Annotated in this window: 22 protein-coding genes and 1 riboswitch; of the genes, 14 read left to right on the forward strand and 8 right to left on the reverse strand. The window is 49.7% G+C overall.

Annotation, left to right across the window (positions count from 1 at the left end):
- Positions 1–149: 149 nt before the first annotated feature.
- The 4 genes from ACETMN_RS03045 to ACETMN_RS03060 all read left to right on the forward strand — a co-directional run bounded on the left by ACETMN_RS03045 (position 150) and on the right by ACETMN_RS03060 (position 6239).
- On the forward strand, positions 150–3353 hold the full coding sequence (locus ACETMN_RS03045; RefSeq protein WP_091018612.1) for a DEAD/DEAH box helicase: 3204 nt from the start codon (positions 150–152) through the stop codon (positions 3351–3353).
- 46 nt (positions 3354–3399) lie between these two features.
- Positions 3400–4206 carry a hypothetical protein gene (locus ACETMN_RS03050; protein WP_179198600.1) on the forward strand — a complete coding sequence of 269 codons (807 nt, stop codon included), beginning with the start codon at positions 3400–3402 and terminating at the stop codon, positions 4204–4206.
- 400 nt (positions 4207–4606) lie between these two features.
- Complete coding sequence (locus tag ACETMN_RS03055; RefSeq protein WP_091018616.1) at positions 4607–5578, forward strand: D-alanyl-D-alanine carboxypeptidase family protein; 972 nt, start codon at positions 4607–4609, stop codon at positions 5576–5578.
- A 259-nt stretch (positions 5579–5837) separates the two neighbouring features.
- On the forward strand, positions 5838–6239 hold the full coding sequence (locus tag ACETMN_RS03060; RefSeq protein ID WP_091018618.1) for a RidA family protein: 402 nt from the start codon (positions 5838–5840) through the stop codon (positions 6237–6239).
- A 421-nt stretch (positions 6240–6660) separates the two neighbouring features.
- Here the strand turns inward: ACETMN_RS03060 and ACETMN_RS03065 are convergent, their stop codons facing one another.
- Positions 6661–7731 (reverse strand): copper amine oxidase N-terminal domain-containing protein, encoded by a 1071-nt coding sequence (locus ACETMN_RS03065; RefSeq protein WP_091018620.1) that lies wholly within the window; start codon positions 7729–7731, stop codon positions 6661–6663.
- Between the two features lie 249 nt (positions 7732–7980).
- Here ACETMN_RS03065 and ACETMN_RS03070 point away from each other — a divergent pair, with 249 nt between their 5' ends.
- Positions 7981–8457, forward strand: coding sequence for a GNAT family N-acetyltransferase (locus tag ACETMN_RS03070; RefSeq protein ID WP_091018622.1), 477 nt, complete (start codon positions 7981–7983; stop codon positions 8455–8457).
- Positions 8458–8504: 47 nt separating this feature from the next.
- Positions 8505–9575, forward strand: a complete 1071-nt coding sequence (locus tag ACETMN_RS03075; protein WP_047840275.1) for a Gfo/Idh/MocA family protein — start codon at positions 8505–8507, stop codon at positions 9573–9575.
- A 91-nt stretch (positions 9576–9666) separates the two neighbouring features.
- On the opposite strand, the gene ACETMN_RS03080 is transcribed toward ACETMN_RS03075, so the two are convergent.
- Together ACETMN_RS03080 and ACETMN_RS03085 are read right to left on the reverse strand one after the other, a co-directional pair.
- On the reverse strand, positions 9667–10035 hold the full coding sequence (locus tag ACETMN_RS03080; RefSeq protein WP_036613213.1) for a hypothetical protein: 369 nt from the start codon (positions 10033–10035) through the stop codon (positions 9667–9669).
- 97 nt (positions 10036–10132) lie between these two features.
- On the reverse strand, positions 10133–12715 hold the full coding sequence (locus tag ACETMN_RS03085) for a UvrD-helicase domain-containing protein (protein ID WP_091018625.1): 2583 nt from the start codon (positions 12713–12715) through the stop codon (positions 10133–10135).
- Positions 12716–13064: 349 nt separating this feature from the next.
- Between ACETMN_RS03085 and ACETMN_RS03090 the strand changes: the two genes are divergently transcribed.
- Complete coding sequence (locus ACETMN_RS03090) at positions 13065–13880, forward strand: zinc ribbon domain-containing protein (RefSeq protein WP_411735728.1); 816 nt, start codon at positions 13065–13067, stop codon at positions 13878–13880.
- 73 nt (positions 13881–13953) lie between these two features.
- Complete coding sequence (locus tag ACETMN_RS03095; protein ID WP_091018627.1) at positions 13954–14760, forward strand: TrmB family transcriptional regulator; 807 nt, start codon at positions 13954–13956, stop codon at positions 14758–14760.
- 269 nt (positions 14761–15029) lie between these two features.
- On the opposite strand, the gene ACETMN_RS03100 is transcribed toward ACETMN_RS03095, so the two are convergent.
- On the reverse strand, positions 15030–15683 hold the full coding sequence (locus ACETMN_RS03100; protein WP_091018629.1) for an NUDIX hydrolase: 654 nt from the start codon (positions 15681–15683) through the stop codon (positions 15030–15032).
- A 79-nt stretch (positions 15684–15762) separates the two neighbouring features.
- On the opposite strand from ACETMN_RS03100, the gene ACETMN_RS03105 reads away from it, so the two are divergent.
- A complete protein-coding gene (locus ACETMN_RS03105; RefSeq protein ID WP_017690846.1) occupies positions 15763–16065 on the forward strand; it encodes a hypothetical protein in 303 nt (100 codons plus the stop codon).
- Between the two features lie 241 nt (positions 16066–16306).
- Here ACETMN_RS03105 and mscL read toward each other — a convergent pair whose 3' ends face one another.
- Positions 16307–16801, reverse strand: a complete 495-nt coding sequence (gene mscL / locus ACETMN_RS03110; protein ID WP_036613199.1) for a large conductance mechanosensitive channel protein MscL — start codon at positions 16799–16801, stop codon at positions 16307–16309.
- Between the two features lie 271 nt (positions 16802–17072).
- A riboswitch (purine riboswitch) is annotated at positions 17073–17172 on the forward strand.
- A gap of 96 nt (positions 17173–17268) precedes the next feature.
- Complete coding sequence (locus tag ACETMN_RS03115; RefSeq protein ID WP_192136455.1) at positions 17269–17415, reverse strand: hypothetical protein; 147 nt, start codon at positions 17413–17415, stop codon at positions 17269–17271.
- Positions 17416–17470: 55 nt separating this feature from the next.
- Here ACETMN_RS03115 and ACETMN_RS03120 point away from each other — a divergent pair, with 55 nt between their 5' ends.
- Together ACETMN_RS03120 and ACETMN_RS03125 are read left to right on the forward strand one after the other, a co-directional pair.
- Positions 17471–18058, forward strand: a complete 588-nt coding sequence (locus ACETMN_RS03120) for a xanthine phosphoribosyltransferase (protein WP_036613196.1) — start codon at positions 17471–17473, stop codon at positions 18056–18058.
- Position 18059: 1 nt separating this feature from the next.
- A complete protein-coding gene (locus ACETMN_RS03125; RefSeq protein WP_091018632.1) occupies positions 18060–19421 on the forward strand; it encodes a nucleobase:cation symporter-2 family protein in 1362 nt (453 codons plus the stop codon).
- A gap of 287 nt (positions 19422–19708) precedes the next feature.
- Here the strand turns inward: ACETMN_RS03125 and ACETMN_RS03130 are convergent, their stop codons facing one another.
- On the reverse strand, positions 19709–20047 hold the full coding sequence (locus ACETMN_RS03130; protein ID WP_062837331.1) for a DUF4870 domain-containing protein: 339 nt from the start codon (positions 20045–20047) through the stop codon (positions 19709–19711).
- A gap of 94 nt (positions 20048–20141) precedes the next feature.
- Positions 20142–20420: a transposase gene (locus ACETMN_RS03135; protein WP_091018633.1), complete on the reverse strand. Its 279-nt coding sequence runs from the start codon at positions 20418–20420 to the stop codon at positions 20142–20144.
- A 400-nt stretch (positions 20421–20820) separates the two neighbouring features.
- Here ACETMN_RS03135 and ACETMN_RS03140 point away from each other — a divergent pair, with 400 nt between their 5' ends.
- The 3 genes from ACETMN_RS03140 to coxB all read left to right on the forward strand — a co-directional run bounded on the left by ACETMN_RS03140 (position 20821) and on the right by coxB (position 23522).
- On the forward strand, positions 20821–21009 hold the full coding sequence (locus ACETMN_RS03140; RefSeq protein ID WP_017690840.1) for a hypothetical protein: 189 nt from the start codon (positions 20821–20823) through the stop codon (positions 21007–21009).
- Positions 21010–21142: 133 nt separating this feature from the next.
- Positions 21143–21904: a type I methionyl aminopeptidase gene (gene map, locus ACETMN_RS03145; RefSeq protein WP_091018635.1), complete on the forward strand. Its 762-nt coding sequence runs from the start codon at positions 21143–21145 to the stop codon at positions 21902–21904.
- A 565-nt stretch (positions 21905–22469) separates the two neighbouring features.
- Positions 22470–23522: a cytochrome c oxidase subunit II gene (gene coxB, locus ACETMN_RS03150; protein ID WP_047840266.1), complete on the forward strand. Its 1053-nt coding sequence runs from the start codon at positions 22470–22472 to the stop codon at positions 23520–23522.
- Positions 23523–23581 lie beyond the last annotated feature (59 nt).

Consider the following 23581-nt stretch of genomic DNA (forward strand, 5'->3'; position numbering starts at 1 on the left):
CGAAAAGGGGGTAAAAGATGCACTTCAGCGAGTTTTGAGACACGCCCTAACCCTCGAAATAACCACTTTTTATGGGCAAAGGTTTTTAAATCCGGTCATTTTCGTATATGATGGAGAGTAACAATGCGAAGGGATGACGGGAGACTTTAATGATGCAATCGCTGTATGGAGTATGGCTTGGTGACGTATTTTTTTGTTTTTCCGGTGAAACATCGGAACCGCGTGTGGATGCATGGAGCCACGTGGTAAGAAGGTTGAATTTTGGCGACGGGGGTCGTCTGTTTCAGCCTGCCGCTCTGCGTCTTGCGGAGCTGCGCTGGCCGAATCCGCTGAGGAACACGGCTGAAGCCAAGAACACGAAGCGGCGTCAGCTGCTGGGGCGCACATTGGAAGGATTGGCAGTCTCGCCTAAGGATGCCTTCAGGTTGCTGCTTCAATGGGATGACCGTTTGTTAAATGCAGCCGGAATTCAGGTTGGAGAAGAGATGCGTTACTGGATCAAAGCAGCGCAGTTCACACAGGAGCTGCTGTTGCGGGGAGCGATTGCTCCATCGGCTGAATTCGCAGCAAAGACCGGAGCACGGCGACGGACCGGGCAAGAGACATTAACAGGCGTATGGCGGCCACGCTTGCAGCAGGAGGAGGACATCGAACGCTTCCGCGATCTTGCTGAAGCGATGCCTCCGATTGGATTGGCCGCTCCTGGAGCTTATGCTTCAGTGGAACCGGAAACGCGTGAAGAAGCAGGGGCTGCGGTATTATTTTCATTCATGAGTGGCATGATTCATGCTGTAGTGACAAGTGAACTGGAGAGTATGGACAGTGAACTGTCCCGTTACCGCACCCCATATCGACGCGGATCTTCGCCAGTAGCCGAACTCTGGTGGAACAGTCTGATCTCGATGTTCCGTCCTGTGACTGTGCAAGGGCCGACGGACGATATGACAGCGTTTATTCATACGCTGCAAGAAGTGGGTGGAACGTCAATGCCAATCGTGGGAGCAGAAGAGATGGCACCTGCTGAAGGCCAATTGAAGCTGGTGCTCCGCTTGGAGCCTCCACTGGGCGAACATGAAACGATCTGGGGAATCAGCTTTTGGGTGGACAGTGAGCAGGAACCAAGCCTGAGGTTGCCTGCACGGACTATCTGGGCACATCCGGAGCGAGATCTGGACCGAGGGAAGGTGTTGTATACCTCGGCGGCAGAGCAATTATTGATGGCACTTGGGCAAGCAGCAGAACTGGCACCTGAACTGGAGACGGCGCTGCTTACCGCTCGTCCGGAGGAAATTAAGCTGGAGCAGCAGGGTTTCTTTGAATTTCTCACGCATGCAGTTCCACGTTTGCAGAAGGCAGGGATAACCGTTCTTATGCCTTCAAGGTGGAGTCGTGCCGGGAAACGTCGTGCGGGACTACGTCTGCAGATGTTGAATCGGGGAACAGAGCGTTTGCCTGGAGCCACATCGGCACTGGGCATGGAACAATTGGTTGCTTTCAAAGCAGAGCCTATGCTGGATGGTAAACCGGTCACGGCGGAGGAACTGGCAGCACTGGCTGAATCCACAGTTCCGTATGTCATGTTCCGTGGTGAATGGATTGAAGTGGATACAAAAGAGATTCGCCAAGTCCTGCGTTATATGAAAAAAGAAGAAGAACAATATATGCCTCTCTCCGAATGGCTGCATCTGGCAGCGGATGAAGGGGAGGATTCCGCCTGGAAGGGTCTTTCCGTCTTTGGTGCCGAATCTGATGGGATGCTTGCTTTCCTGCTCGATGGACAGGTGCTTCGCAGCATTGAGCCTCGTCAGGTTCCGGCAGAATTGCATGGTGAACTAAGACCTTATCAGGAACGAGGTTACCAATGGTTATCCGCTATGCGTGAGCTGGGCTTTGGCGTATGTCTCGCGGACGATATGGGACTTGGGAAGACCATTCAGGTAATTACCTGTCTGCTGGACCGCAAACATGAGGAACGCCAGGCAGCTGAAGAGGAAGCGCGTGAGAATGAGCTCCTGAATGGATCAGATGATTCTTTCCCGGCGGATCAGCACACGAATGAGCAGCATGTTCATCTGCCTGCACTTATTGTGTGTCCTACCTCGCTGCTTGGAAACTGGCAGCGTGAGCTGAAGCGGTTTGCCCCGGATCTGTCCCTATATATTCATCATGGCGGACAACGGCTGCACGGGAATGATTTTCAGGCAGAAGCGCAGACGCATGACATTGTACTGACGACCTATCATCTGGCAGGCAGAGATGGCCCGGATCTGGCTTCATTGCACTGGTCCACCATTGTGCTGGATGAGGCACAATATATTAAGAACTACCGTACCAAACAAGCGCAAAGCGTGATGCGCCTGTCTACACTTCATCGTATTGCGATGACGGGAACGCCTGTAGAGAACCGATTGAGCGAACTATGGTCGATTTTCCAGTTTCTCAATCCGGGGTATTTGGGAACAGCTTCATCGTTCCGCCAGCGGTATACGGGACTGGGGCCATCCGAAGAAAATGCAGCCTCCTTGCGTGAGCTTCATCGACTGGTATCTCCATTCATGCTGCGCAGGTTGAAAAGTGATCCGGATATTCGCAAGGATCTGCCAGAGAAGCTTGAACTGAAATCCTATTGTTCTCTGACGCCGGAGCAGACGGTGCTGTACCAGCGTGTGGTGGATGATCTGATGGGTGGTCTGGACGGCAGAAATGGTATTGCCCGGAAGGGGATTGTGCTGTCCTCCCTGACCAAGCTCAAACAGATCTGTGATCATCCGGTGCTGGCGGACAGTAATCGGAAAGACCACGGCAAGGCTGAGGCATCCGGTAAGATGGAACGTTTGCTTGAACTGCTGGATGCCATCCGTGATAACGGGGAATCCGCCCTGATTTTCACGCAGTATGTTGCTATGGGAGATTTGTTGGTATCGAGGTTGAAACAGCGATATGAGGAAGAACCTTATTTCCTGCATGGTGGTGTGTCGAAGGCGCAAAGAGATGATATGGTGGAGACTTTCCAAAAAGGAGAGGGGCCGTCCATGTTTGTTCTATCTCTTCGTGCCGGAGGTGTGGGTCTGAATCTGACACGGGCGAGTCATGTCGTTCACTATGATCGGTGGTGGAATCCCGCGGTTGAGAATCAGGCGACGGACCGTGTATTCCGAATTGGACAGAATCGCAACGTGCAGGTGCATAAGCTGATCTGTCAGGGAACGCTGGAGGAACGGATTGATGAGTTGATCGAAAGCAAGAAGGCACTCTCCGAGCAGGTCGTTGGTTCGGGTGAGAACTGGCTGACCGAGATGTCGGATGATGAGCTGCGCGGTCTAATCTCACTTCAGGGTGAGACGTGGCTGTGACCTTGAGCATTCAGGGGAATATAGATGTTGAGAAAGGGGGATTATTGTGAGCGAAAAATGGAAGATCGAGCTGCATATGTCCCCCGGTGGATGGACAGCAGAAGTCAATACAGCAGCGGACCAGGAAGTTTCCGTTTCTGCTTCCGCTGCTGAGGGCAAGACCGGATCAGCCGCAGGCATGTTCACGGTCACGGGAACGCCGGCGCGACTGAGCGAAGCCCAGCGCGAGGCTGTGCTGGCTCAACTGCGCAAGCGCCCGCTGACGCTGTACGCCCTGCTGCGCGGCGGCCCGGCGCCCGAGGAGCTTGCCGGGCTGCTGCCGGCTGCGCAAGCGCCCGAGGGCTCGCCAGGCGCAGCAACGGCCAGCGCGGCCGTGGCATGCACCTGCGGCCGCCCGAGCTGCGCGCATGCCGCGGCCGCTGAGCGCGCCGTAGCCGCGCGCCTCGCGGCCGAGCCGCTGCTGCAGCTGGCGCATGCCGGCCTGCCGCGCGAAGCGCTGCTCGCCGGCGTGCTGGGGGCATGGGCGGAGGAACTCGCCCATGATCCCAGCGGCCCCGGCCGCGCAGCGGAAACGGCTGGCCGCCCGCAAGTGCGGGGCGGCGAAGGCGGCGCGGCCGTCGGCGAGTGGATCGCCGAGGCCGCCGCGGACGGCGCCATGCACCAGCCGGGGCCGGGCTTTGGGGCCGTTGAGGTGCGCCTTACGCGGCCGGGCAAGCCGCCGGCCTTGCCGGAGCTGACGGCGCTGCTGCCGGGGGTGCCGGCCACCGCAGGGCTGGAGTTGATCCGCGAGCGTGTAGCCGCGCGGATGTGGCAGGCTGTCCAGAAGAAGGCGGACAGTCCGGCAACCAAATGATGCACCCATTAGAGCGGGGGAGATCTCAGATCACCCCTGCTGTTTTTATTGCAGCATGTTGCATTATTCGATTTAATTCATTTCCCGGTACAAGATGAATTTTGTCTTTATCCAACAATGCTCATTAGTAAAGTGTATCTCGGTATAATCACTTTTTTGCATATGGAATATATGAAGGCATATTCCCATTTCACTTCTATTGTGTACAGCATGGGGATGTTGCTCTAAAAGTCCAAAAAACGATCATACAGGCTGTACAGCCCGTATATGTTCATTCGGATCTCTTCTAAAGGACGTCTTTACCGGTGGAGCTTCGCTCCCAATTAAGGTATACTGTCGCAGGGAACATTGCACGCTGAGAACTATACAACATTTATATTATTGCGATAGGAGTTTTTACATGAAATCAACTACAGGAAGACAGCGCCGCATGGTGGTTATGCTGTCCTCATTGATGATATGCGGAGCATTGCTTGCCGCCTGCCAGAACGGTTCAGGCACAGAGGAGAGCCAGAATCCGAATGGAACAGGTAACACACAACAGGAGACGGACGGCACAACGGTTCATTTTACGGAGGATAAAGGAACGGGTGGCGACAATGCTGGCGGGGATGACACATCATCTTCTGGCAACAACGGTGAAGGCACGGATAGCGAGCCTGGGAATGCTTCAGCGGGCGAACAGGGCTCTTCGGACAATGGGAATGGTGGGACAGCGGAAGATCCATTGCTGGAGAAACGCAGTATCAGCGCACTGCAAACGACAATTGATGCACAATCTGTAGTGACCAATGCCGAGTCTATGACCGTCATTGTGAACAAACAACGGAGTCTGCCCGACGGGTACGAGCCGGACGATCTGGTAGAGCCGAATGTACCGTTCTCCTTCGATGAACCACACGAGAAGCGGCATATGCGCAAGGAAGCAGCCGAGGCACTGGAGAAGTTGTTTGCAGGTGCAAAAGCGGATGGCATTGAGCTTCGTGCGGTGTCCGGTTATCGTTCATATCAGCGTCAGGTATCCATCTATAACAACAATGTCAAAACCAAAGGTCAAGAATACACGGATCGCGTGAGCTCTGTTCCAGGCCGAAGCGAACATCAGACCGGTCTTGCCATTGATGTATCCAGCCCGAGTGTGGGCAATGTGCTGGAAGAGGTATTTGGCACATCGAAGGAAGGCCAGTGGTTGGCTGAACACGCTGCAGAATACGGATATGTCATCCGTTATCTGCAAGGTGAAGAAGATACCACAGGGTACGTCTATGAGCCTTGGCATATCCGGTACATCGGTACAGATTTGGCACCGGATGTGGCGAAGAGTGGGTTAACTCTGGAAGAATACTTCGATGAGGCGAATATCAAGTTGTAATCAGGCCAACCTATGGTTTCCATTTGATTAGTTAATACTATCTCGTTATGAAGAGGTCCCAGGAAGCGCATCATTTGTTGAACAGATGGTGCCCTTCCTGGGACTTTTTTTGTGTACATCGAATTTTGGTATATCAAATATGTGCGAAGAAGAAGAACCAGCCAGATTTAAGTTTTAAGTTTTTGTTCGGGATTCGAATGGGCTGATATAATTAAGGTATGCATTATAGATAAATACAACCAAAGCGAGGGACGAGAGAATGAGCAGACAGCAGGTATTTACGGGCTCCCCATGGGAACCGTTGGTGGGATATTGCCGTGCCATCCGTGTAGGGAACCGAATTGAAGTGGCGGGTACAACCGCAATGCAAGATGGTGTAGTTGTTGGGGCAGGTGATCCGTATGCACAGACAAGGTTCATTTTGCAGACGATCGAGAATGCACTGAAAGAACTGGGGGCTGACATGTCGCATGTGGTGAGAACCCGGATGTTTGTGACCGATATCTCCAGATGGGAGGAAGTTGGCAAGGCACACGGTGAATTTTTTGGACAGATCCAGCCTGTAGCCACCATGGTTGAAGTTAGCGCACTCATTGATCCCTTGTTGATGGTTGAGATTGAAGTGGAAGCGATTGTTGAAGATGAAGTCACAGCCGATTGATTCTGACGGTGAGATTCCTTAGATTTTTGCGGGTACTTCAAATCCTTGAATAAGATGCCTCAGATTCGTTAGCGTTAACTCCGCTTGCTCTTACATTCGGTAAGCAATGTATTTCGTATGCAGTGCACATCGCACGTGTCTGCTCCGGACAAGTTTCAGATACCCTTCGGTTTGAAGCAGTTTGTAGACACACTCTAAAAAACCAGAACCAAAACCAAAACCAAAAACCAAAACAAAAAAAACAACCTTATCGTTGCCTGTCAAAAGACAAGCGGATAAGGTTATTTTGAATTGACTTCGCCGCCTGGCCGCACGGATGAGCTCTTGATGCGCCAAACTCATGACCCCGCGCTAAGCGATGCAAATGGTCGTCTGCAACAACATATAACATGTGTTTCAGCCAGTCGCATTTCTAATCGATTTATTTCGCTTCCGGTTGTGCTGCTGGTGTTTCAACAACCACTTTCCATGCCGTTCCGATTGGAGGCAAACTGCGAGTTAGCATAGGGCTGTAAAAACCGATCACTTTAGTTCCTTTAGTCAGTTCTTCGGCCTTTACCGTTTCGCCTTCGTGATTCACGAGCAGCGTATCTTTAGCGATATTCAGCACGACATGGTCAGGAGCCGTTTCAGTTAATCGTGTACCTGTGATCTCAATCTGTGAGATGCTGCCTTCAGCTATTGTTACATTTTCAATCGTACCGGCTGTACCCAGTACCTCTTTAGGTTGTGCCTGAGATGCTGTAGCCATATCCAGTACAGTAACTTTATAGGTCGGCGTTTGTGGTGGCAGACTGCGGGTAGTGATCAGGGAATGCTCAGCTTCCACGTTCATGCCGATGGCCAGATCAGTCAGTGCAATCTCTTTTCCCTCAACGGAGATGAATTTTGTCTCATCGCTCAGATTGAGCACGATGCCATCCAACCCTGCACCGCCAATCTGGATGGACTTGTATTTATCCTGGTTCGAAATTCTGGTAATGACACCACGTTCAGTAACCGTCTTCACGTCCTCTTCACTGGAGATCGTCACCTGATTTCCTGTTGTGTTCACTTGTCCATGCAGTGCTTTCTCAGCAAAAGAAACCGGTACATACAATTTGCCGCCTGTGATTTCGGGCGCTGTACCCAGCGTGAGCAGCATTTTATTCACGGAATATTGATCCTTGCCTGTGATTACCTGTGTCCAGAGAGCACCACGAGTCAGCTCTGCAGTTTTAGTTTCTTTATTCCATTCCAGTTCAATACCCAGTGCGTCCGTAAGATCACGCAGCGGGATCATGGCTACTTTGCCATCCTTATTCCAATAACCATCAGAGATGGATGCACCATTCACGGATACGTTTACTACACTCGCTGCATTACTATCTGCTGAAACGGATGTTTGATGGACTGGTTGTGTGTTGTCCAGTGTTGCTGCATAAGCGGCTCCACCACCCAATGCCATGGATAGGGCCATCAGTGCACTTACTTTTTTCATGTTGTTGTTCATCAATATTCATCCCTTCTAATCTGTGTACTGACGCGGTAAAATCTTCCTTAGGGCCGCGCTTCAAGTTAATAGACGGGACATATCGTCTCAGTGTTGCAGTTGAAATGCAATGAATGTAAGCGGTAAGTTATTTTAAATTAGAAATATCGCTTGTATTGCAGGTTATCCGCAGCAGGATCAGGTTAATTTCAGGTAAGTGGCCAAACCTTTGTCCTATTTCACATTCAAGTACGAGGAGGAACCGATTAGATGAGTGATATGTTGGTAGCGCTCTATCGTTTACCGGAGCAAGAGAGTGGACTGAGAAAGCTGGAGGAATCCTCCATTGTGATTCGAAGAGCCATTGCCCCAGAGAAACAGCTTGTACTGGATTGGGTGAGGTCACATTTTAGCCAAGCTTGGGTGGATGAATGTGAGGTCGCTTTTGCACGTCAGCCCGTGTCCTGTTACATCGCCGTTGAGCATGGGAAAGTGATCGGATTTGCCTGTTATGAAGCGACATGTCGCAACTTCTTTGGACCTACAGGCGTGAGCCAGGATGCACGGGGCAAAGGTGTAGGAACAGCCCTGTTACTGGCCTGTATGCATGCGATGAAGGCGGACGGTTATGGTTATGCGATTATCGGATCAGCGGGACCTGTGGATTTCTATGCCCGAACATTGGGTGCTGTGAAGATCGAAAATTCAACCCCGGGTATTTACGAAGGCATGCTGCGGGCAGACTAGACGATAGTGATGTTGTGGAAGTTGTGGAAAAGGAAGGGAGGACGATGATGAGCACGAAACAAATGCTGCACATTGGAATGATCGGTACAGGATCCATCTCGGATCTTCATATGAGGTGTTACGCCAAAAATGAGGATGCTGTCATCTATGCCATCTGTGATCTGAACGAAGAGCGGGCTAAGGCTGCGGCACAGAAGTATGATGCTCAATCCGTGTACACCGATTATCGGGAGATGCTGGAGGACCCGCATGTGGATGCTGTCAGTATCTGTACCTGGAATAATACACACGCCGAATTTGCCATTGCTGCACTGGAGGCAGGCAAGCATGTGTTGCTGGAGAAACCGGTCGCAACCAATGTGGAAGATGCACTGCGGATTGAAGAAGCGGTGAAGAAGAGCGGACGTACCTTTATCGTTGGATTTGTGCGTCGGTATGACAACAATATGCAGATGATGCGCAGATTCATTGATGCCGGGGAGTTTGGTGAACTGTATTATGCCAAAGCTTCCATTCTGCGGCGTCACGGCAATCCAGGTGGTTGGTTCGCTGACAAAAGCCGTTCCGGCGGAGGCCCCCTGATTGATCTGGGCGTACATATTATCGACCAATGCTGGTATCTGATGGGCAGGCCGAAACCTGTTTCGGTCAGTGGTAATACGTATCGGAAGCTGGGCAATCGTGCCCATATCGAACATCTTTCTTTTTACAAAGCAGCCGACTACAGCGCAGCTGTGAATGATGTTGAAGATATGGCGAATGCACTTATTCGGTTTGAAAACGGGGCTTCGCTGGCGGTGGATGTGAGCTTTACCCTGCATGCACGCGGAGATGAATCTTCTGTGAAATTATACGGCGAGCGTGGTGGGTTCGAACTGGAGCCGGAGACACTGATCGTCACGGAGAAAAATAATACCATCCTGAATATTGAACCCCAGACGGACAATACGGGTCTCCATATTCATAGTGCATTCCAGAACCAGATTGACCACTTTGTGGATTGTTGTCTGAACGGTACAGAGCCGATCAGCCCAATTGCAGATGGGGTGGCTTCCACACGCATGCTGTGCGGAATCTACGAATCCGCTGAGAAAGGGCAGGAAATTCGTCTGGATTGAGTTCATTTTACATGGCAGTTGTCCTTCATCATATAAAAAAAGCATGCGTCTTCCGCGTGATCTGCGGTTACGCATGCTTTTTGGCATCAGGTCATTTATTCAGTGGTGAATTCTCGTATCCAGGGTCATCATAATCCGTATCCTGCAGCCTTGGAAGCACGTTCATGCTTTCAATTGCCTGCCGCGAATCCGGCGTGCCATGGTCGTAGAGAAAGGTATACAACAAGGTCATGCCATCCGAAAATTGCTCTGTCGCCTCATCATGATCTGCCGATTTGTAGGGCACCGGAGCCCGTTGCAATGTATAGGCATCGTCATCCTCCAGCACCTTCATCAGATCTTTCAATCGGCCCAACTGTTCGTCATCCACCAACACCTCAAAGGGTGTAGATTCGTTCTTTGTTTGTTCAATCAAGTTATGAGTTACCGATACATACAGATGTTGTTTGCCGTCCTGCATAATCCAACCCCCATTCTGAAATGGAAAAAAGACGCTTCTACTGTTAATAAACAGCAAAAAGCGCCCTGAAACGAGCTATAACGGTATCCAGTTTCGTTTATTTCCCAAATCTCCCCGTTACGGGTACCTGGCGGGTGCCGGCCTCCATCGATCCTGAACACAGGGGACAGGCGGGAGGGCCGGATGATACCTTCTTGTTTGTTTTTGCAGAAGGCACAGCCGGCTTCTGTCTTAGCCACGCTTTACAGGTGGACGAACTGCACTTCCAGACCGCAACGGTCTCTGTACGCTCAGCATTACCTGAACCTGAAGTATGCGAATGTGAACTCGAGGAATTCGCAGCTGTCGGACTCACACCTGTGGTGCTGAATGCCTTATGGTTGCGAATCTCCCCACTACCGCGCCGTTCACCGAGGCGATCCTCATCACGTTCGTTGTGGACCTCGTAGTCACGACGGTCACTGTGGCTAATTGCACGGCGCTGTGCCATATCCCGACCTTCGGAACGGGCACCTGAGCCTGAGCGGGCATACTGCGTATTTCCTTTGCCATATGAAGTCTGACTGCTCGTTCGGCTCTCTTCACGAGGTTTACGTTTGTCCGGAACTTCCATGCCGAAGGCTTCGAGCAAGAAGCGGGACACGTCTGCTGGCTTTCCGTGATGAGATGCGGGTGAGGTGACATACAAGTACTGCTTGGCCCTTGTGATGGCAACATAGGCGAGCCTGCGTTCTTCCTCCAGCGCCATGTCCAGTTCGGCGTCTGTCTGTTGCACAGCAAGCGCAGCTTTCTGATCCTCGGGGATATCCTGACGTAGTGCGGTACTGTGGGGCACAATGCCTTCACTGGCTCCAATCCAGTATACACAAGGGAACTCCAGTCCTTTGGCACGGTGAATGGTCATCAGCTGCACTGCGTCACTGTCCTGTGCGCGGCGCAGAGATTCCATCTCACGGTGTCTGCGGGAGAGCTCATCCGCGAATTGGATGAACTCTTCCACCGTTTCGAATTTTTTGACGGCAGCTTCGAATTCATCCAGGGTTTCCAGCATCGTTTCCTTATAATGGGTGAAGATGCTGGGATCACCACTTTCCATATACTTGTCGTAGAACTGCCTGCGCATCTCCTGAATGGCGATGATGGGTTTTAGTTTGTGCAGTGATTTGATCAGCTTGATGCGTTCTTTGACCTGTTCCTGCTGAAACGGTTTCAGCTTGTCCCATTTCACCAGATGAATGAGCGGATATTTCTTCGCCTGTTGTTGTTCACAGCGCTGAATCCACTCGAGCCCTGCATCCCGTGATACATAGAGCGGTCCCAGCGCACTTGGGAGAGCATCCATGGCACGTGGATCAAGAGACAGACGCAAATGATCCATCAGGGGTCTGATGAGAGACTGGTCATAGAACACCGGAGAAGCCCCATGCTGTACAAAAGGTACATCTTTCAACACAAGCTGCTCAAATACAGCCCGGCTGCTGCTGGCAGTCCGATGAAGAATCGCAATATCACGATAGGTGTGCTGCCCTTCTTCAACCTGTTGGCAGAGCTGATTCACGACCCATGCCGCTTCTTCCTCCGCATTGGAAGGTGTAGCGAAGCGAGGCGCATCTCCACGGTTTCCGGCAGCACGCAGCCGTTTGTCACGTCTGCGTTTATTACGGGCGACCAGTTCACTTCCGAGTCCCAGAATGCGTGCATCACTACGATAATTGATATCCAGCGTCACAATGCGTGCGCCGGGGTATACTTTATCGAATTCCAAAATTGATTCCTGGCGTGCGCCATTAAAGGTATAGATCGTCTGGTCATCATCTCCTACAACCATCAGATTGCGGTGAGCGGAAGCCAGTTTTTGCACAATTTCATATTGCAGATGGTTGGTATCCTGGAACTCGTCCACCATAATGTACTGGAAACGCTTCTGAAGCGGCCCCAGAACAGCAGGATCACGAAGCAGCGCGGCTGCCCGTAGTAAAATATCATCAAAATCCATTTTGCCGCGATCCTGTTTCCAGGCTTCGTAACCAAGCAGAACACGCTTGGCATCACGTTCTTCCTGTGATTTTTCAGGCAGGTCGGTTGTTTCCGATCCTTGCATCTTCCATGCGGACAGCATGGCCAGCAGACTTTCAGGCTGGAAGGCTTCACTCATGCCATTTTGGCGAAGAAGCATCTTCAGCACCGTATGCTGGGCTCGCGACTCACCAAAGATCTCTTCCTGCACGCCATAATGACGCAGCAATGTCAGCGCAAAAGAGTGGAAGGTACGAGCCTGCACGGCTCTCGCGGCTGCCGGACGTATACCTGGCAATGCGGCGATCCGGTCTTTCATCTCGGTGGCGGCTTTGTTCGTGAACGTCACCAGCAGGATACTGCCAGCATGTACGCCGCTGACCTCTATGAGATAGCCGGCTCTTGCGGCCAGTACAGTTGTTTTGCCACAACCAGCTCCGGCGAGCGTCAGGATCGGTCCTCTGCCGTGACGGACTGCCGAGATTTGTGGTGCATTTAGCTTAATACCAGCCTCTTCCAGAGAACGAAAATAAAAGGCATCTTGTTGATCATTACCCACGAGTTGCCGACTGGTCTCCAGCGGAGCAGACGGGGACTGGGGCAGGGACGCCGCCGGGGTAACCCCGAGCGGACGGGGGTAGAACGTTGAGTTCGGACTTAACATGTTTCATCCACCTCTGTATGCATTCAGGGATAGGACTATCCCGGCTAAAAGTAAACCATTTGCCCTTTTCACAATCGCATTGTAAATTGGTATGATAGAGTTAGTCGCCTAATCAGGCGGTTAAGTATGGTCAAAGCTTCATTATACCCGAACATATGGTCTTGACGAAAGCCCCCGATTTCATCCAGTATCGGTATAAAACGGGCACCTGCACGAGATTACGCAACTTTTTGGCATGATATCGTATAAGTTATATGCCTGAGCATTTTGCATGAAGGATGTAATATGCTAATTTACTACTAAATAGAAATGATAATATTGGTTTTGACGGGACAGAGGAGGAATGGTCATGAAACTGCTTCAGCGCATCAAAGACGGAGCGAACAAAGCAACAGAGCGTGCCCAACACGCCGTTGAGATTGGGAAATTGAACAACCAGATTGTGGGCTTGCAACAGGAACAGGAAGTCCATTTTACAGATATGGGTCGCATCTTCTATGAGGGTTATCGGGCACAGGATATGACGCGTGCGGAAAAAGAAATGGTGGATCTGTCGCAGCTGTGCGACGAATTGCAGGACGAGATTGATGGCCTTCGCAACAAGATTGCACAACTTAAGAACGAACGGTTGTGCGAGTGTGGACACGTCGCTTCCCTGGATGCCAACTTCTGCCCTAAATGTGGACGCAAGTTGGGTGAACTCAAGACAGAAGCGCCTAAAGTAGGAGCAGCAGGAGTCGCAGGAGCCACCACAGCCGCGAGACAGGAGGCAGCTGTAACTCAGACCCAAACTCCGGAGCCGGACTTCTACGATGCGCCACCAGAATTGGAACTGGAGGAAGATGAGCCGTATCACACAGTCATTCCGTCCATAGCCGATCTGGAGACAGAATCGGAATATAACAGTACGGAATTTACCCAGGAAGAAAAGGAAGCGTTCGATGCAGAGTGGGAACGCCGCAGAGATGAAGAGATGCAACGGGAACGCGAGCGTCAGCAGGAACTGGACGAACGCATCCGCTACTGGAAGGAAAATAACCCGATTGTGAACACGGTGGACGTACAGACCGAAGTTTCACGCGAAATGGTGAATTGTCAGATTTGTGCAGCCGAGCTGCCCAAAGGTTCGAAGTGGTGCCCGCGCTGTGGTGCTGAACAGATCTGATCTGATGCAGTAGAAGCACTGCCGCATCAGTGTGAGGCAGTGCGGGTTGCTGACAGCATGGGGGGACGGGAATATGGACCAACTGCTGCATCATTTGCGTCATCTCGGATTTACCGAGATGGAATCTAAAATTATGGTGGAACTCGCCCGCCAGGGATCGGCTTCAGGATATGAGGTTGCGAAGCGGCTGGGCGTGTCCCGTTCCAATGTATATGCGACCCTGCAACGGCTGGAACAACGTGGTTTCCTGCGGTGCAGTCCGGGGGAGCCGGCGAAGTATAGTGTGCTGAAGCCGGAGGAGATGACACGTATGATCTCCGATCAGATGCGTACCTCGCTGGATTATGTTCAGAGCAGCATGCCCAAGAGTGAACCGGAAAAGCCTGTCTTCTATAACGTCGAAGGGGACAAAAATGTGTTTGAGAATCTGAGCCGTGAATTGGCCGAGGCTCAGCATGAGATTGTTGTAGACGTCTGGCGTGAAGAGGCAGAGCTGCTGCGTAATGACTTACAGCAGGCTGAAGCTCGGGGTGTGCGGCTGTTATGGTCGTGTGATGGTGGTGAAGGCATGCTGGATCAGCCTGTCCCTTGGCCAGGCATGCCTATGTATGGTACAGGTAATGGTCGGAAATTTTCCCTGGTGGTCGATCGCCGCTGGTGCATGCTGGGCATGCGTGGGGAATCATGCGCCACACAGGCAGTGGTGACGGAGCATCCGGTAATGACTGGACTGCTGCTGAATCATTTTGCTCAAGAGCTGGTGTTGTACGAACTGGAACAGGATATGGGTGAGGAACTGGAGTCACGCTATGGGCACCGGTACGAAGAAATCTCTGCACGTTATTGGTCTTCTCCATCAGGAGAGGGTGACCAGAGCTAGACAGATCGGCGACTAATTCACCTCAGATGGAGTGAACATGCCAGCACAAACGTACCTATCTTGATGAAACGAATACGTGTGTACATAAAGCAGGCGCTGCCCGAAGGCAGGCGCCTGTTTGTGCTGGTTTGAGATATGACAGTGATGTTCGTCACAGCATCTGTTTCCAGTCAAGTCGATAGTAAAGGTATGAAGTTATGCTATTTTTGAGAAAATGAAGCTATGAACATTCGATTGAACTGGATCGGGTTGAACAGGATCCTACATGATCACTCTTTGGGCACGTGATATAGAGCTTCGAGCACATCCGTATAATAAGCTGTACCATGGGGTACAAATTCCGTTGCCCGAATCTCGCGAACGATACGTTCCGGTTCATCAGCTACATGATCACTAGACGGGTGAGTCTGAACTCCGGTAGCTTGAATGACGTCGATCTCATTACGAAACAAAGCGAGTAGATCATTCAGCGGCACTTCATACAGGCTATCCACCTCGCTAGGCTGCAGAACGTAGGCTTCGAGCGGCTGGTTCAGACATAATCCATAGACCGCGCTGAATTCCCGATCTATGAATGGGACACCACGCACCTCTCCTTGGAGCTGCTGTGTAGCCGTGAGTAGATAGGTTAGTGCCTCGAATGGAGTATTCACACCCAGTTCTTCCTCCAGCTCACGACTGGCGTCTTGCAGTTGTTCACCTGCGGTAAGATGGCCTGCTGCTGTAATGTCGTAACATCCGGGGAAAGTATCCTTAATATCACGCCGTCGCTGAAAAAGAACCTGTCGCTGCTCGTCTTTGTCACGCACAATCCAGCAGTGGAATGAACGGTGCCAATATCCCTTGGCATGGACCTCGCTGCGTAGTGAAGTGCCGATCCAATTTTGCTGATCGTCATAAATGTCGAAACGTTCTGGGGTCATGAAACGTATCTCCTTATATAGCAGATTTTAAAGTTCGAAATTTCACAAAGTATGTTTTAAACGAAAGGGGAACGATCGTATGGAATGCATTGTACACTTTCAGGTGATTTATCCGCAACCTCAGGAACGTAAAAGTCTTAGAGGACTTATATTTGTAGGGCAAGGACAGGAACCGGCTAACAGTCAGTTAAGCAGCATGTTTAAGGATATGGGATTTAATGTACGTTTGGAAGATGAGGCCCAATTGTTGTTCAAGCCAGTGGATGCTTCGGCAAACTTTGAATATATTCGTGTGACAGAGCTTGATACTGGGGAAGAAGTTTACAAGGAAGATAAAGATCTGAAGTCGATTCTGGAGCATTTGCTGCCACGCCGTTTCTAGTTCATGAGCATGGCTGCAAATGACATTCATGGGGGAGCACGTGTAACGCATGTATGTTAGGCACAAAAAAAGGCCCCACCTTTACGGTGGAACCTTCAAACCATTAAGCTACGCAACCTTTGTTAATGAAGCCCATATGGCTAGCTTTTCATACATATACCCTAGCAAGTAAGAGGTTGTCCCCCGCATCAGGATTTATATCCGTAATTCAACTCGGTGCGTCTTTATGCGTTCATTGTGATTATGCTAGAGCGCCGGTTCCTTCTGCTTCCAGTTCTGAAGTACAGTGCGAGCAGCGGGTAGCTGCGGCTGGAATTTCAGATAGGCAATACTTGCAAGCCTTGGTCGTTTTTTGCGGCTCGGGCTTTTTATGTTCCTTGCTTTTGAGGTAGTTGATACCCTTCACAAGCATGAAGATACAGAACGCAACGATAAGAAAATCAATCATGACGTTGATGAACTGACCATAAGCGATTACGGTAGCCCCAGCTTCGTTGGCTTGAGCGAGTGTGGTGATGTCCTGTCCGTTTGCTGTTTTGATATCCCGGTCCAGGTTGATGATTTTCTGACTGAAGTCGATTCCACCCATCAGTTTTCCAACCGGGGGCATGATGATATCATTTACAAGGGATGTGACGATTTTACCAAAAGCAGCCCCAATAATGACACCGACCGCCAGATCGATGACGTTGCCGCGGACGGCAAATTCCTTGAATTCGTTAAGTACGCCTTTCATGTTTGCATATCTCCTTTGATCATTCAATTCAAAATATAGGCCGCGTTTCCATCCATTCTCCGTTCAGATCCGCGCTTCCGTTCTCATATTGTACATAAAAAAATGATTCCTATCACCCCCTGTTTGCAAATTAAGACAAGTTTCCGCAACTTCCATGAAAATACTTCTTTATTTCACGCCGCCGATTCGGTATACTTCTAACATTGTCAGTTATGTTTAACCATGTACATTCAGGTTCGCGATCATACATTGTAACGAATCATGGAGCCAAAAAATTAAATATGCCGTTACTCGTATATGTGCAGGAATAGGCCTGCATGTCTCTACCCGATCACCGGAATGATCGGACTACGGGAAAGATGTTGCAATGTTTTGTATGGTTGGCATGAGATCATTCTCAGACAGTTTCACTGAAGAGCAGGTTCAAGTGGCTTTTATCTGTTTCCGATTACACTGTTTGAAGTTTCTCATATCAGGATTGAATTCCTGTCATTCGGTCCATCCAGTACACTTGCAGCATCCATACGGCTTGTCCATATACGTACAAGTCCGTCTTTCCCGTCTCCGGTTATTCCGCAGCGTGTGAAAAGGCGGGCTTTTTGCTTTTTTACCATCCGATTGGAAGAGCGTGTGAGCTTCTGCGGAGGGCATTCAGGGGGAAGAATTACAATGCAATTGTTAAAAGACAAGGTAAGACAGGAAGGTATCGTCCTGTCCGAGCAAGTACTCAAAGTGGATTCATTCCTGAACCACCAGATGGACCCGGTTCTGATGAAGGAAGTGGGCAAGGAATTCATTCGCCGCTTTGAAGGTGAGAATATCACACGTGTGCTGACGATTGAGTCGTCAGGGATCGCACCAGGCATCATGACCGCGTTGGAGCTGAACGTACCGCTTATTTTTGCACGGAAGCAGAAGTCGCTCACACTGACCGAAGACATTCTGGTGGAGAAGGTCTACTCCTTCACGAAGCAGGAGACGAATGAAATTACCGTTGCCAAGAAATTCATGAAGCCTGGTGATCGCGTGCTGATCATTGATGATTTTCTGGCGAATGGTGAAGCAGCATTTGGTCTGGCTCGTATTGTGGAGCAGGTTGGAGCAGAAGTGGTGGGTATCGGTATTGTTATTGAAAAAGCATTCCAGCCGGGAGGTCGCTTGCTGAAAGAAGCAGGATACCGTGTGGAATCGCTGGTTCGCATCGGGGCACTGTCGGATGGACAGGTTACATTTGCGGACGAGGAGGGCACGAATTAATATGGCACGCGAACGTATTTTTCAGCGGCATCGGCATCCAATCAAAACGTTCTCACTCGGACTACAGCACGTGCTTGCGATGTATGCAGGAGCCGTCGTTGTCCCATTGATCGTTAGTAACGCATTAGGTTTTACACAGGAACAATTAACCTATCTTATTGCCATTGACCTGCTTGCATGTGGTGTGGCTACATTGCTTCAGGTATGGGGAAATAAATATTTCGGCGTAGGGCTGCCTGTTATGCTCGGTTGTGCATTCCAGGCCGTGTCTCCGATGATTCTAATCGGGATGAACAGTGGAGTATCTGCCATTTACGGAGCGATCATCGCTTCAGGACTGTTCGTATTGATCTTCTCCGGACTCTTTGGGAAGCTCATCAGGCTCTTTCCTCCAGTAGTGACAGGTTCTGTTGTGACCATTATTGGTCTGACTCTGATCCCAGTTGCTTTCCACGATCTGGGCGGCGGTCAGGGGTCAGAAGATTTTGGCAGCGGAGTGAACTTGTTGCTCGGTTTCGGTGTGTTGGTCTTTATTATTTTAATGACTCGATTCACTACAGGTTTTATCCGTTCCATCTCAGTATTGATTGGTCTGCTCGTAGGTACAATTGCGGCTGGGTTTATGGGCGAGGTTAATTTTGCTCCTATTCGCGATGCAAGTTGGTTCCACGTTGTTCAGCCGTTTTACTTCGGCAGACCGACCTTTGAGATTGTACCGATCTTGACGATGATTTTGGTGGCGATTGTCAGCGTGGCAGAGTCCACAGGTGTATTTATGGCCTTGGGCAAAATCCTGGACAAAGATCTGTCTTCCAAGGATCTGGCGCGCGGTTATCGTGCAGAGGGCCTGGCCATTGTGTTAGGTGGTATTTTCAACTCATTCCCGTATACAACGTATTCGCAAAATGTAGGGCTGGTACAGATGACACGTGTGAAGACACGTGATGTCATTGTGGTGGCTGGTGGAATCCTGGTGGTCATTGGATTTGTACCCAAAATTGCAGCCCTCGCACAGCTCGTTCCAGGGGCGGTTCTTGGCGGAGCCATGGTGGCCTTGTTTGGCATGGTGGTATCATCAGGCATTCGAATTATCGGCAGTCAGGTTGATCTGAACCGACATGAGAATCTGTTTGTCATCGCTTGTTCTGTAGGTATGGGGCTTGGGGTTACCGTTGTACCTGAGTTGTTCGCAGGTGCACCGGCCTGGGCTCAGATTATGCTTGGTAATGGTATCATTGCAGGCAGCTTCACGGCAATCTTCATGAATCTGCTGTTCAACGGTCTGGGAACCCAGGAAACAGCCGCCAAGATGGCTGAACAACAGGCTGATGCCATCCTTGGAGAAACAGGCAAGTCGGCTTAATAGCCGAACTAGACCTATAATTCAGCATGATTGTTATGTTAACGGTTTGTAATTTAACCTTAACAAGATGAATATTTAAGCAGGTTGATGCATGGTAATATACAGCATGAATGGTTTATGGCATACATCATTTATACTGTGAATGTTCAACCACATGAACAAGTCACTTTTACATGCGAAACAACGAATATATGTTCAAGTTCAAGCCAGATATATAATCAAAAAGACGATCCACCCCCATTTTAAAGGGGATGGATCGTCTTTTTTTGGATCATGTCTTCCTAAAGTTACAGATGACGCATCTGTTTCTCTGCGAAATCGCCAACCCAAGGCAGCTTTAGCCATTTCCCCTGCAGGCTGGTGACCACCATGATGAGCCAGACCACCACACCGAGCAGGGATAACAGCGATGCCACCAGTGGCCCAAACAACGGAAGAAAAGCCGATAGTACATGTCCGACCATAATGATGCCAAAGACGGTCACGGATTGCAAAGCGTGAAATAGAACGAACCGGCTCCGCTTCTCCACAGCGAGAAATACAATCCCGCCTACAAAGGTAAATAGATAACAGAGCATACCGGCAATATTTTCATCCAGACCGCTAGACGATTTCATGGGGGACATCCGGTCCAGCCTCCTTTAACCTTTTTTACTAGGCTATGAAGGAGATGGACAGAACTGAACCTGTGAATTTATCTGACTAACAAATCAAACAATATTATCTTCCGCCCTCGATCTGTCTGCGAGGGTTTGTGATCTTGCCCATTTTATCAGTATCATTTTCTTTGGGAACCAAACGTTCATCGGTACGTCCTTCGTGGTGATTATCAAAAGCATACTCCGTCAGTTTCCATTCTGACTTGCCGAGAACGGGATCTGCCGGGAAGTGTTGCCCACGATGCAGATGTTCCTCACGTCCGGCTTCGTTGATATATACTCCATCCACTTCCACCTTTTCATGTGAAAGGGGCAGCATATCCTGTTCTTTGCGTTCCATGAAACGGCGCCTCCTTTTAGATACCATTAATTTAACTGTATGGGTTGTCCGTGATAATATCCCCCGAATAGTTCAGTGTTATGCTGGATATATTAATTCCGTATAGAATGGTGGCATTCATAACATATGATTCGGAATTAAACTTTTTGGGCATGAAAACCGTTATATTTATTAGAGGAAATCGTCAAGTCGTAAGATACTTCCGAATATGCTACAATAAGATTATGATTCATTCCGAATCATATCGGGTATTTATAGTGTCAGGTACTTGCTTTCTAGCGAGGTTCCCGACCTAAAGCTTGCTTTAAGCCGCGCACACAACTTCATGGATGGCATTTAAGACTTATTCGGCATTCTCTAAACGGAGCATTCACTTTCAACGTTTTGGGAGGGAATTACAATGGCAACGAAAGGTCACAATGAGGTCAAAGAAAGTTTGAGGGAAATGACTCGGATTTTCCGTCCTAAAGATCCAAAAAAATTCGTGAAGGAGTACGTGAGAAAATACCGGATTACGGGTGGATACGAGGAAGAATTGACTTCTGTGGTTGAGCATGAGCTTGTCAAGATGGATTCTTCCGTGTCCTGAAACAACACACAACTCTGATTATACTGTTCCGATAATGAATAGAACCGTCTCCCGGGCGATAAGCTCCGGCAGGCGGTTTTTTTTGCGTTCCTGCTGCATATATATGGGAGTACACCTACAGCGGGAAGGATGAATGCATGTGGACCCTATTTTGAAAACAAAAGAAGAGATTGGCTACATGCGGGAAGCTGGACGAATTTTGCGAAGTTGTCACCAGCATATTGAGCAGTGGATGATCCCCGGTATCACGACAGCAGAGATTAATGAGCGGGTGGAAGAGTTTCTGGCAGCACGAGGAGCCACACCGGAGCAAAAAGGGTATAAAGGATATCCGTACGCAACGTGTGCTTCTGTCAATGAAGTGGTCTGCCACGGATTTCCGGGGGAAGAGGAGCTGGCGAGTGGGGATGTAGTGACCATCGATATGGTGGTGAACAAAGACGGCTGGCTTGCTGACTCGGCCTGGACATATGGAATTGGTGAAACAAGCAGATCCATTCGCAAGCTGATGAGACGCACGGAGAAGGCACTTGAGCGGGCGATTTCCCAGGCAGTTCCAGGAAATACACTCGGAGATATTGGAAGTGCCATTGAACGAACAGCCAGACTGTATCGGTACGGGATCGTGAAGCCTCTCATCGGTCATGGGATTGGTCAATATATTCATGAACCCCCAAATGTTCTGCCTTATGGCAAACGTAGAACGGGCACGATGCTCACCGAGGGCATGGTTATTACGATTGAACCAATCTTTACAAAGGGGAGTTCCGGGGCCGTTGTGTGGGATGAAGATGGATGGACGGTAAGGACGGTAGATGGCAGCTGGGGGGTCCAGTATGAGCATACGGTTGCGATTACTGGGAATGGCCCCTTGATTCTGACCGATGGCACGTGAGATGAAGTCAATGAAGAAGAGGACTTGAGTTGAACTTTCTCCCAAATGCTCCATGCTGTTTTGAGCTTGAAGATAGCGGTATGGAGCGATAGGCATGTCTTCTGAATGGATATGGAAGAGGTTTTCCATAAAATCTGATCTTTCTTTTGCATAATAGCACATGTTTTCAATGTGAGAAAAATCACCAATAAATCGAGTTTTATCACCGAAATTTGGCAAAAATTTTCAAATGTAGAGTGTAATACTTTTAACTGAAATCGTTTGCAAATCAAGTTGTAGAGCGGTTTTTTACATAAAGTGAACAATTTGTGAACATGTGTCCAAAGATTGACAAAATCATACCCTCAACTTATATTTAATAAGTGATTGAAGCATATAGAATGAATTGGAAGAATGCGCAGACATGCCCTGAGCAGGAAATCACGGGAGTACTGGAAGCGTTATTTTTGTAAGCGTTCTGTATGATGAAGAGGATTATGCGTATCGTGCTGAAACGTACCTTTTGTTGCCTTTCTACCGAACGACAACGGTAATCTACGAAAACGTAAAAAAGTGGGGTAGATCAATGATGAAACAGTGGCAGGTTGCAAAGCGAATTCTCCCCTTGCTGGCGGTGTTCTCTTTGCTGCTATCCGCATGCGGGCGGGAAGACTTGTCGGTAATGAAACCTCAGGGTCCTGTAGCGCAAGGCCAATATGATCTGATGAAGTTATCCATCGCGATTATGATCGTGGTGCTCATCATTGTATTTGCCATAGCGGCCTATGTTCTGATCCGGTTTCGTAGACGAGCCGGGCAGACTGAGATGCCCGAACAGGTTGAAGGTAATTTCAAGCTGGAAGTAATCTGGACAGCCATTCCGTTATTGCTGGTTATTGTTCTGGCAGTACCGACGGTCCAAACGATTTTTGCCCAAGGTGAAGATCTGTCCAATGACAAAAATGCACTTAAGGTCCAAGTCACCTCACATCAGTACTGGTGGGAATTCACTTATCCTCAATATGACGTAACCACCGCTCAAGATCTCATCATCCCGACCGGAACAAAAATCGCATTCGAATTAAAAACCGCTGACGTGCTTCACTCCTTCTGGGTGCCGTCACTTGCGGGCAAAATGGACACAAACCCGGATGGAACACTTAACAAGTTCAGTTTCTCTGCACCGAATGAAGGCGTTTACCGCGGTAAATGTGCCGAGTTATGTGGCAGATCGCATGCTTTCATGGAGTTTAAGGTAAAAGCAGTGAGTCAGGAATCGTTTGACAGATGGGTGAACCAGATGAAAGCACCCGCAGTCCTTCCTGAAGACACTCAATTGGCCGAAAAGTTCAAAACAAACTGCCTTTCTTGCCACGCTGTTGGTGATCAAGGTGGACCGGTTGCACCTAACCTGACGGGAATCGGCGGCAAGGAATCTGTCGCAGGCATTTTGCTGAATTCTCGCGAGGGACAGGAAGAAGGTAGTCCGGTACTGGATAACATGAAAGAATGGCTCCATGATCCACAATCCGTGAAGCCGGGCAATACCATGCCGAATCCCAAAGATCTTGGGTTGACGGATGAAGAAATCGACGGAATTGCCGAATATCTGGCCAACTACAAATTGGACTATGAATAGAACAGCAAGGACGAAGAAGGGGGTACACAACCTTGGCTCATGCGCATAGCGTCAAGAGG

The organism is Paenibacillus sp. M2 (assembly GCF_046713495.1).
Lineage (GTDB): Bacteria > Bacillota > Bacilli > Paenibacillales > Paenibacillaceae > Paenibacillus > Paenibacillus amylolyticus_B.

Coding starts and splice junctions, on each gene's coding strand:
- ACETMN_RS03045 (WP_091018612.1), top strand. CDS start 150: ATGATGCAATCGCTGTATGGAGTATGGCTTGGTGACGTATTTTTTTGT.
- ACETMN_RS03055 (WP_091018616.1), top strand. CDS start 4,607: ATGAAATCAACTACAGGAAGACAGCGCCGCATGGTGGTTATGCTGTCC.
- ACETMN_RS03060 (WP_091018618.1), top strand. CDS start 5,838: ATGAGCAGACAGCAGGTATTTACGGGCTCCCCATGGGAACCGTTGGTG.
- ACETMN_RS03065 (WP_091018620.1), bottom strand. CDS start 7,731: ATGAACAACAACATGAAAAAAGTAAGTGCACTGATGGCCCTATCCATG.
- ACETMN_RS03070 (WP_091018622.1), top strand. CDS start 7,981: ATGAGTGATATGTTGGTAGCGCTCTATCGTTTACCGGAGCAAGAGAGT.
- ACETMN_RS03075 (WP_047840275.1), top strand. CDS start 8,505: ATGAGCACGAAACAAATGCTGCACATTGGAATGATCGGTACAGGATCC.
- ACETMN_RS03080 (WP_036613213.1), bottom strand. CDS start 10,035: ATGCAGGACGGCAAACAACATCTGTATGTATCGGTAACTCATAACTTG.
- ACETMN_RS03085 (WP_091018625.1), bottom strand. CDS start 12,715: ATGTTAAGTCCGAACTCAACGTTCTACCCCCGTCCGCTCGGGGTTACC.
- ACETMN_RS03090 (WP_411735728.1), top strand. CDS start 13,065: ATGAAACTGCTTCAGCGCATCAAAGACGGAGCGAACAAAGCAACAGAG.
- ACETMN_RS03095 (WP_091018627.1), top strand. CDS start 13,954: ATGGACCAACTGCTGCATCATTTGCGTCATCTCGGATTTACCGAGATG.
- ACETMN_RS03100 (WP_091018629.1), bottom strand. CDS start 15,683: ATGACCCCAGAACGTTTCGACATTTATGACGATCAGCAAAATTGGATC.
- ACETMN_RS03105 (WP_017690846.1), top strand. CDS start 15,763: ATGGAATGCATTGTACACTTTCAGGTGATTTATCCGCAACCTCAGGAA.
- mscL (WP_036613199.1), bottom strand. CDS start 16,801: ATGAAAGGCGTACTTAACGAATTCAAGGAATTTGCCGTCCGCGGCAAC.
- ACETMN_RS03115 (WP_192136455.1), bottom strand. CDS start 17,415: ATGGTAAAAAAGCAAAAAGCCCGCCTTTTCACACGCTGCGGAATAACC.
- ACETMN_RS03120 (WP_036613196.1), top strand. CDS start 17,471: ATGCAATTGTTAAAAGACAAGGTAAGACAGGAAGGTATCGTCCTGTCC.
- ACETMN_RS03125 (WP_091018632.1), top strand. CDS start 18,060: ATGGCACGCGAACGTATTTTTCAGCGGCATCGGCATCCAATCAAAACG.
- ACETMN_RS03130 (WP_062837331.1), bottom strand. CDS start 20,047: ATGTCCCCCATGAAATCGTCTAGCGGTCTGGATGAAAATATTGCCGGT.
- ACETMN_RS03135 (WP_091018633.1), bottom strand. CDS start 20,420: ATGGAACGCAAAGAACAGGATATGCTGCCCCTTTCACATGAAAAGGTG.
- ACETMN_RS03140 (WP_017690840.1), top strand. CDS start 20,821: ATGGCAACGAAAGGTCACAATGAGGTCAAAGAAAGTTTGAGGGAAATG.
- map (WP_091018635.1), top strand. CDS start 21,143: ATGCATGTGGACCCTATTTTGAAAACAAAAGAAGAGATTGGCTACATG.
- coxB (WP_047840266.1), top strand. CDS start 22,470: ATGATGAAACAGTGGCAGGTTGCAAAGCGAATTCTCCCCTTGCTGGCG.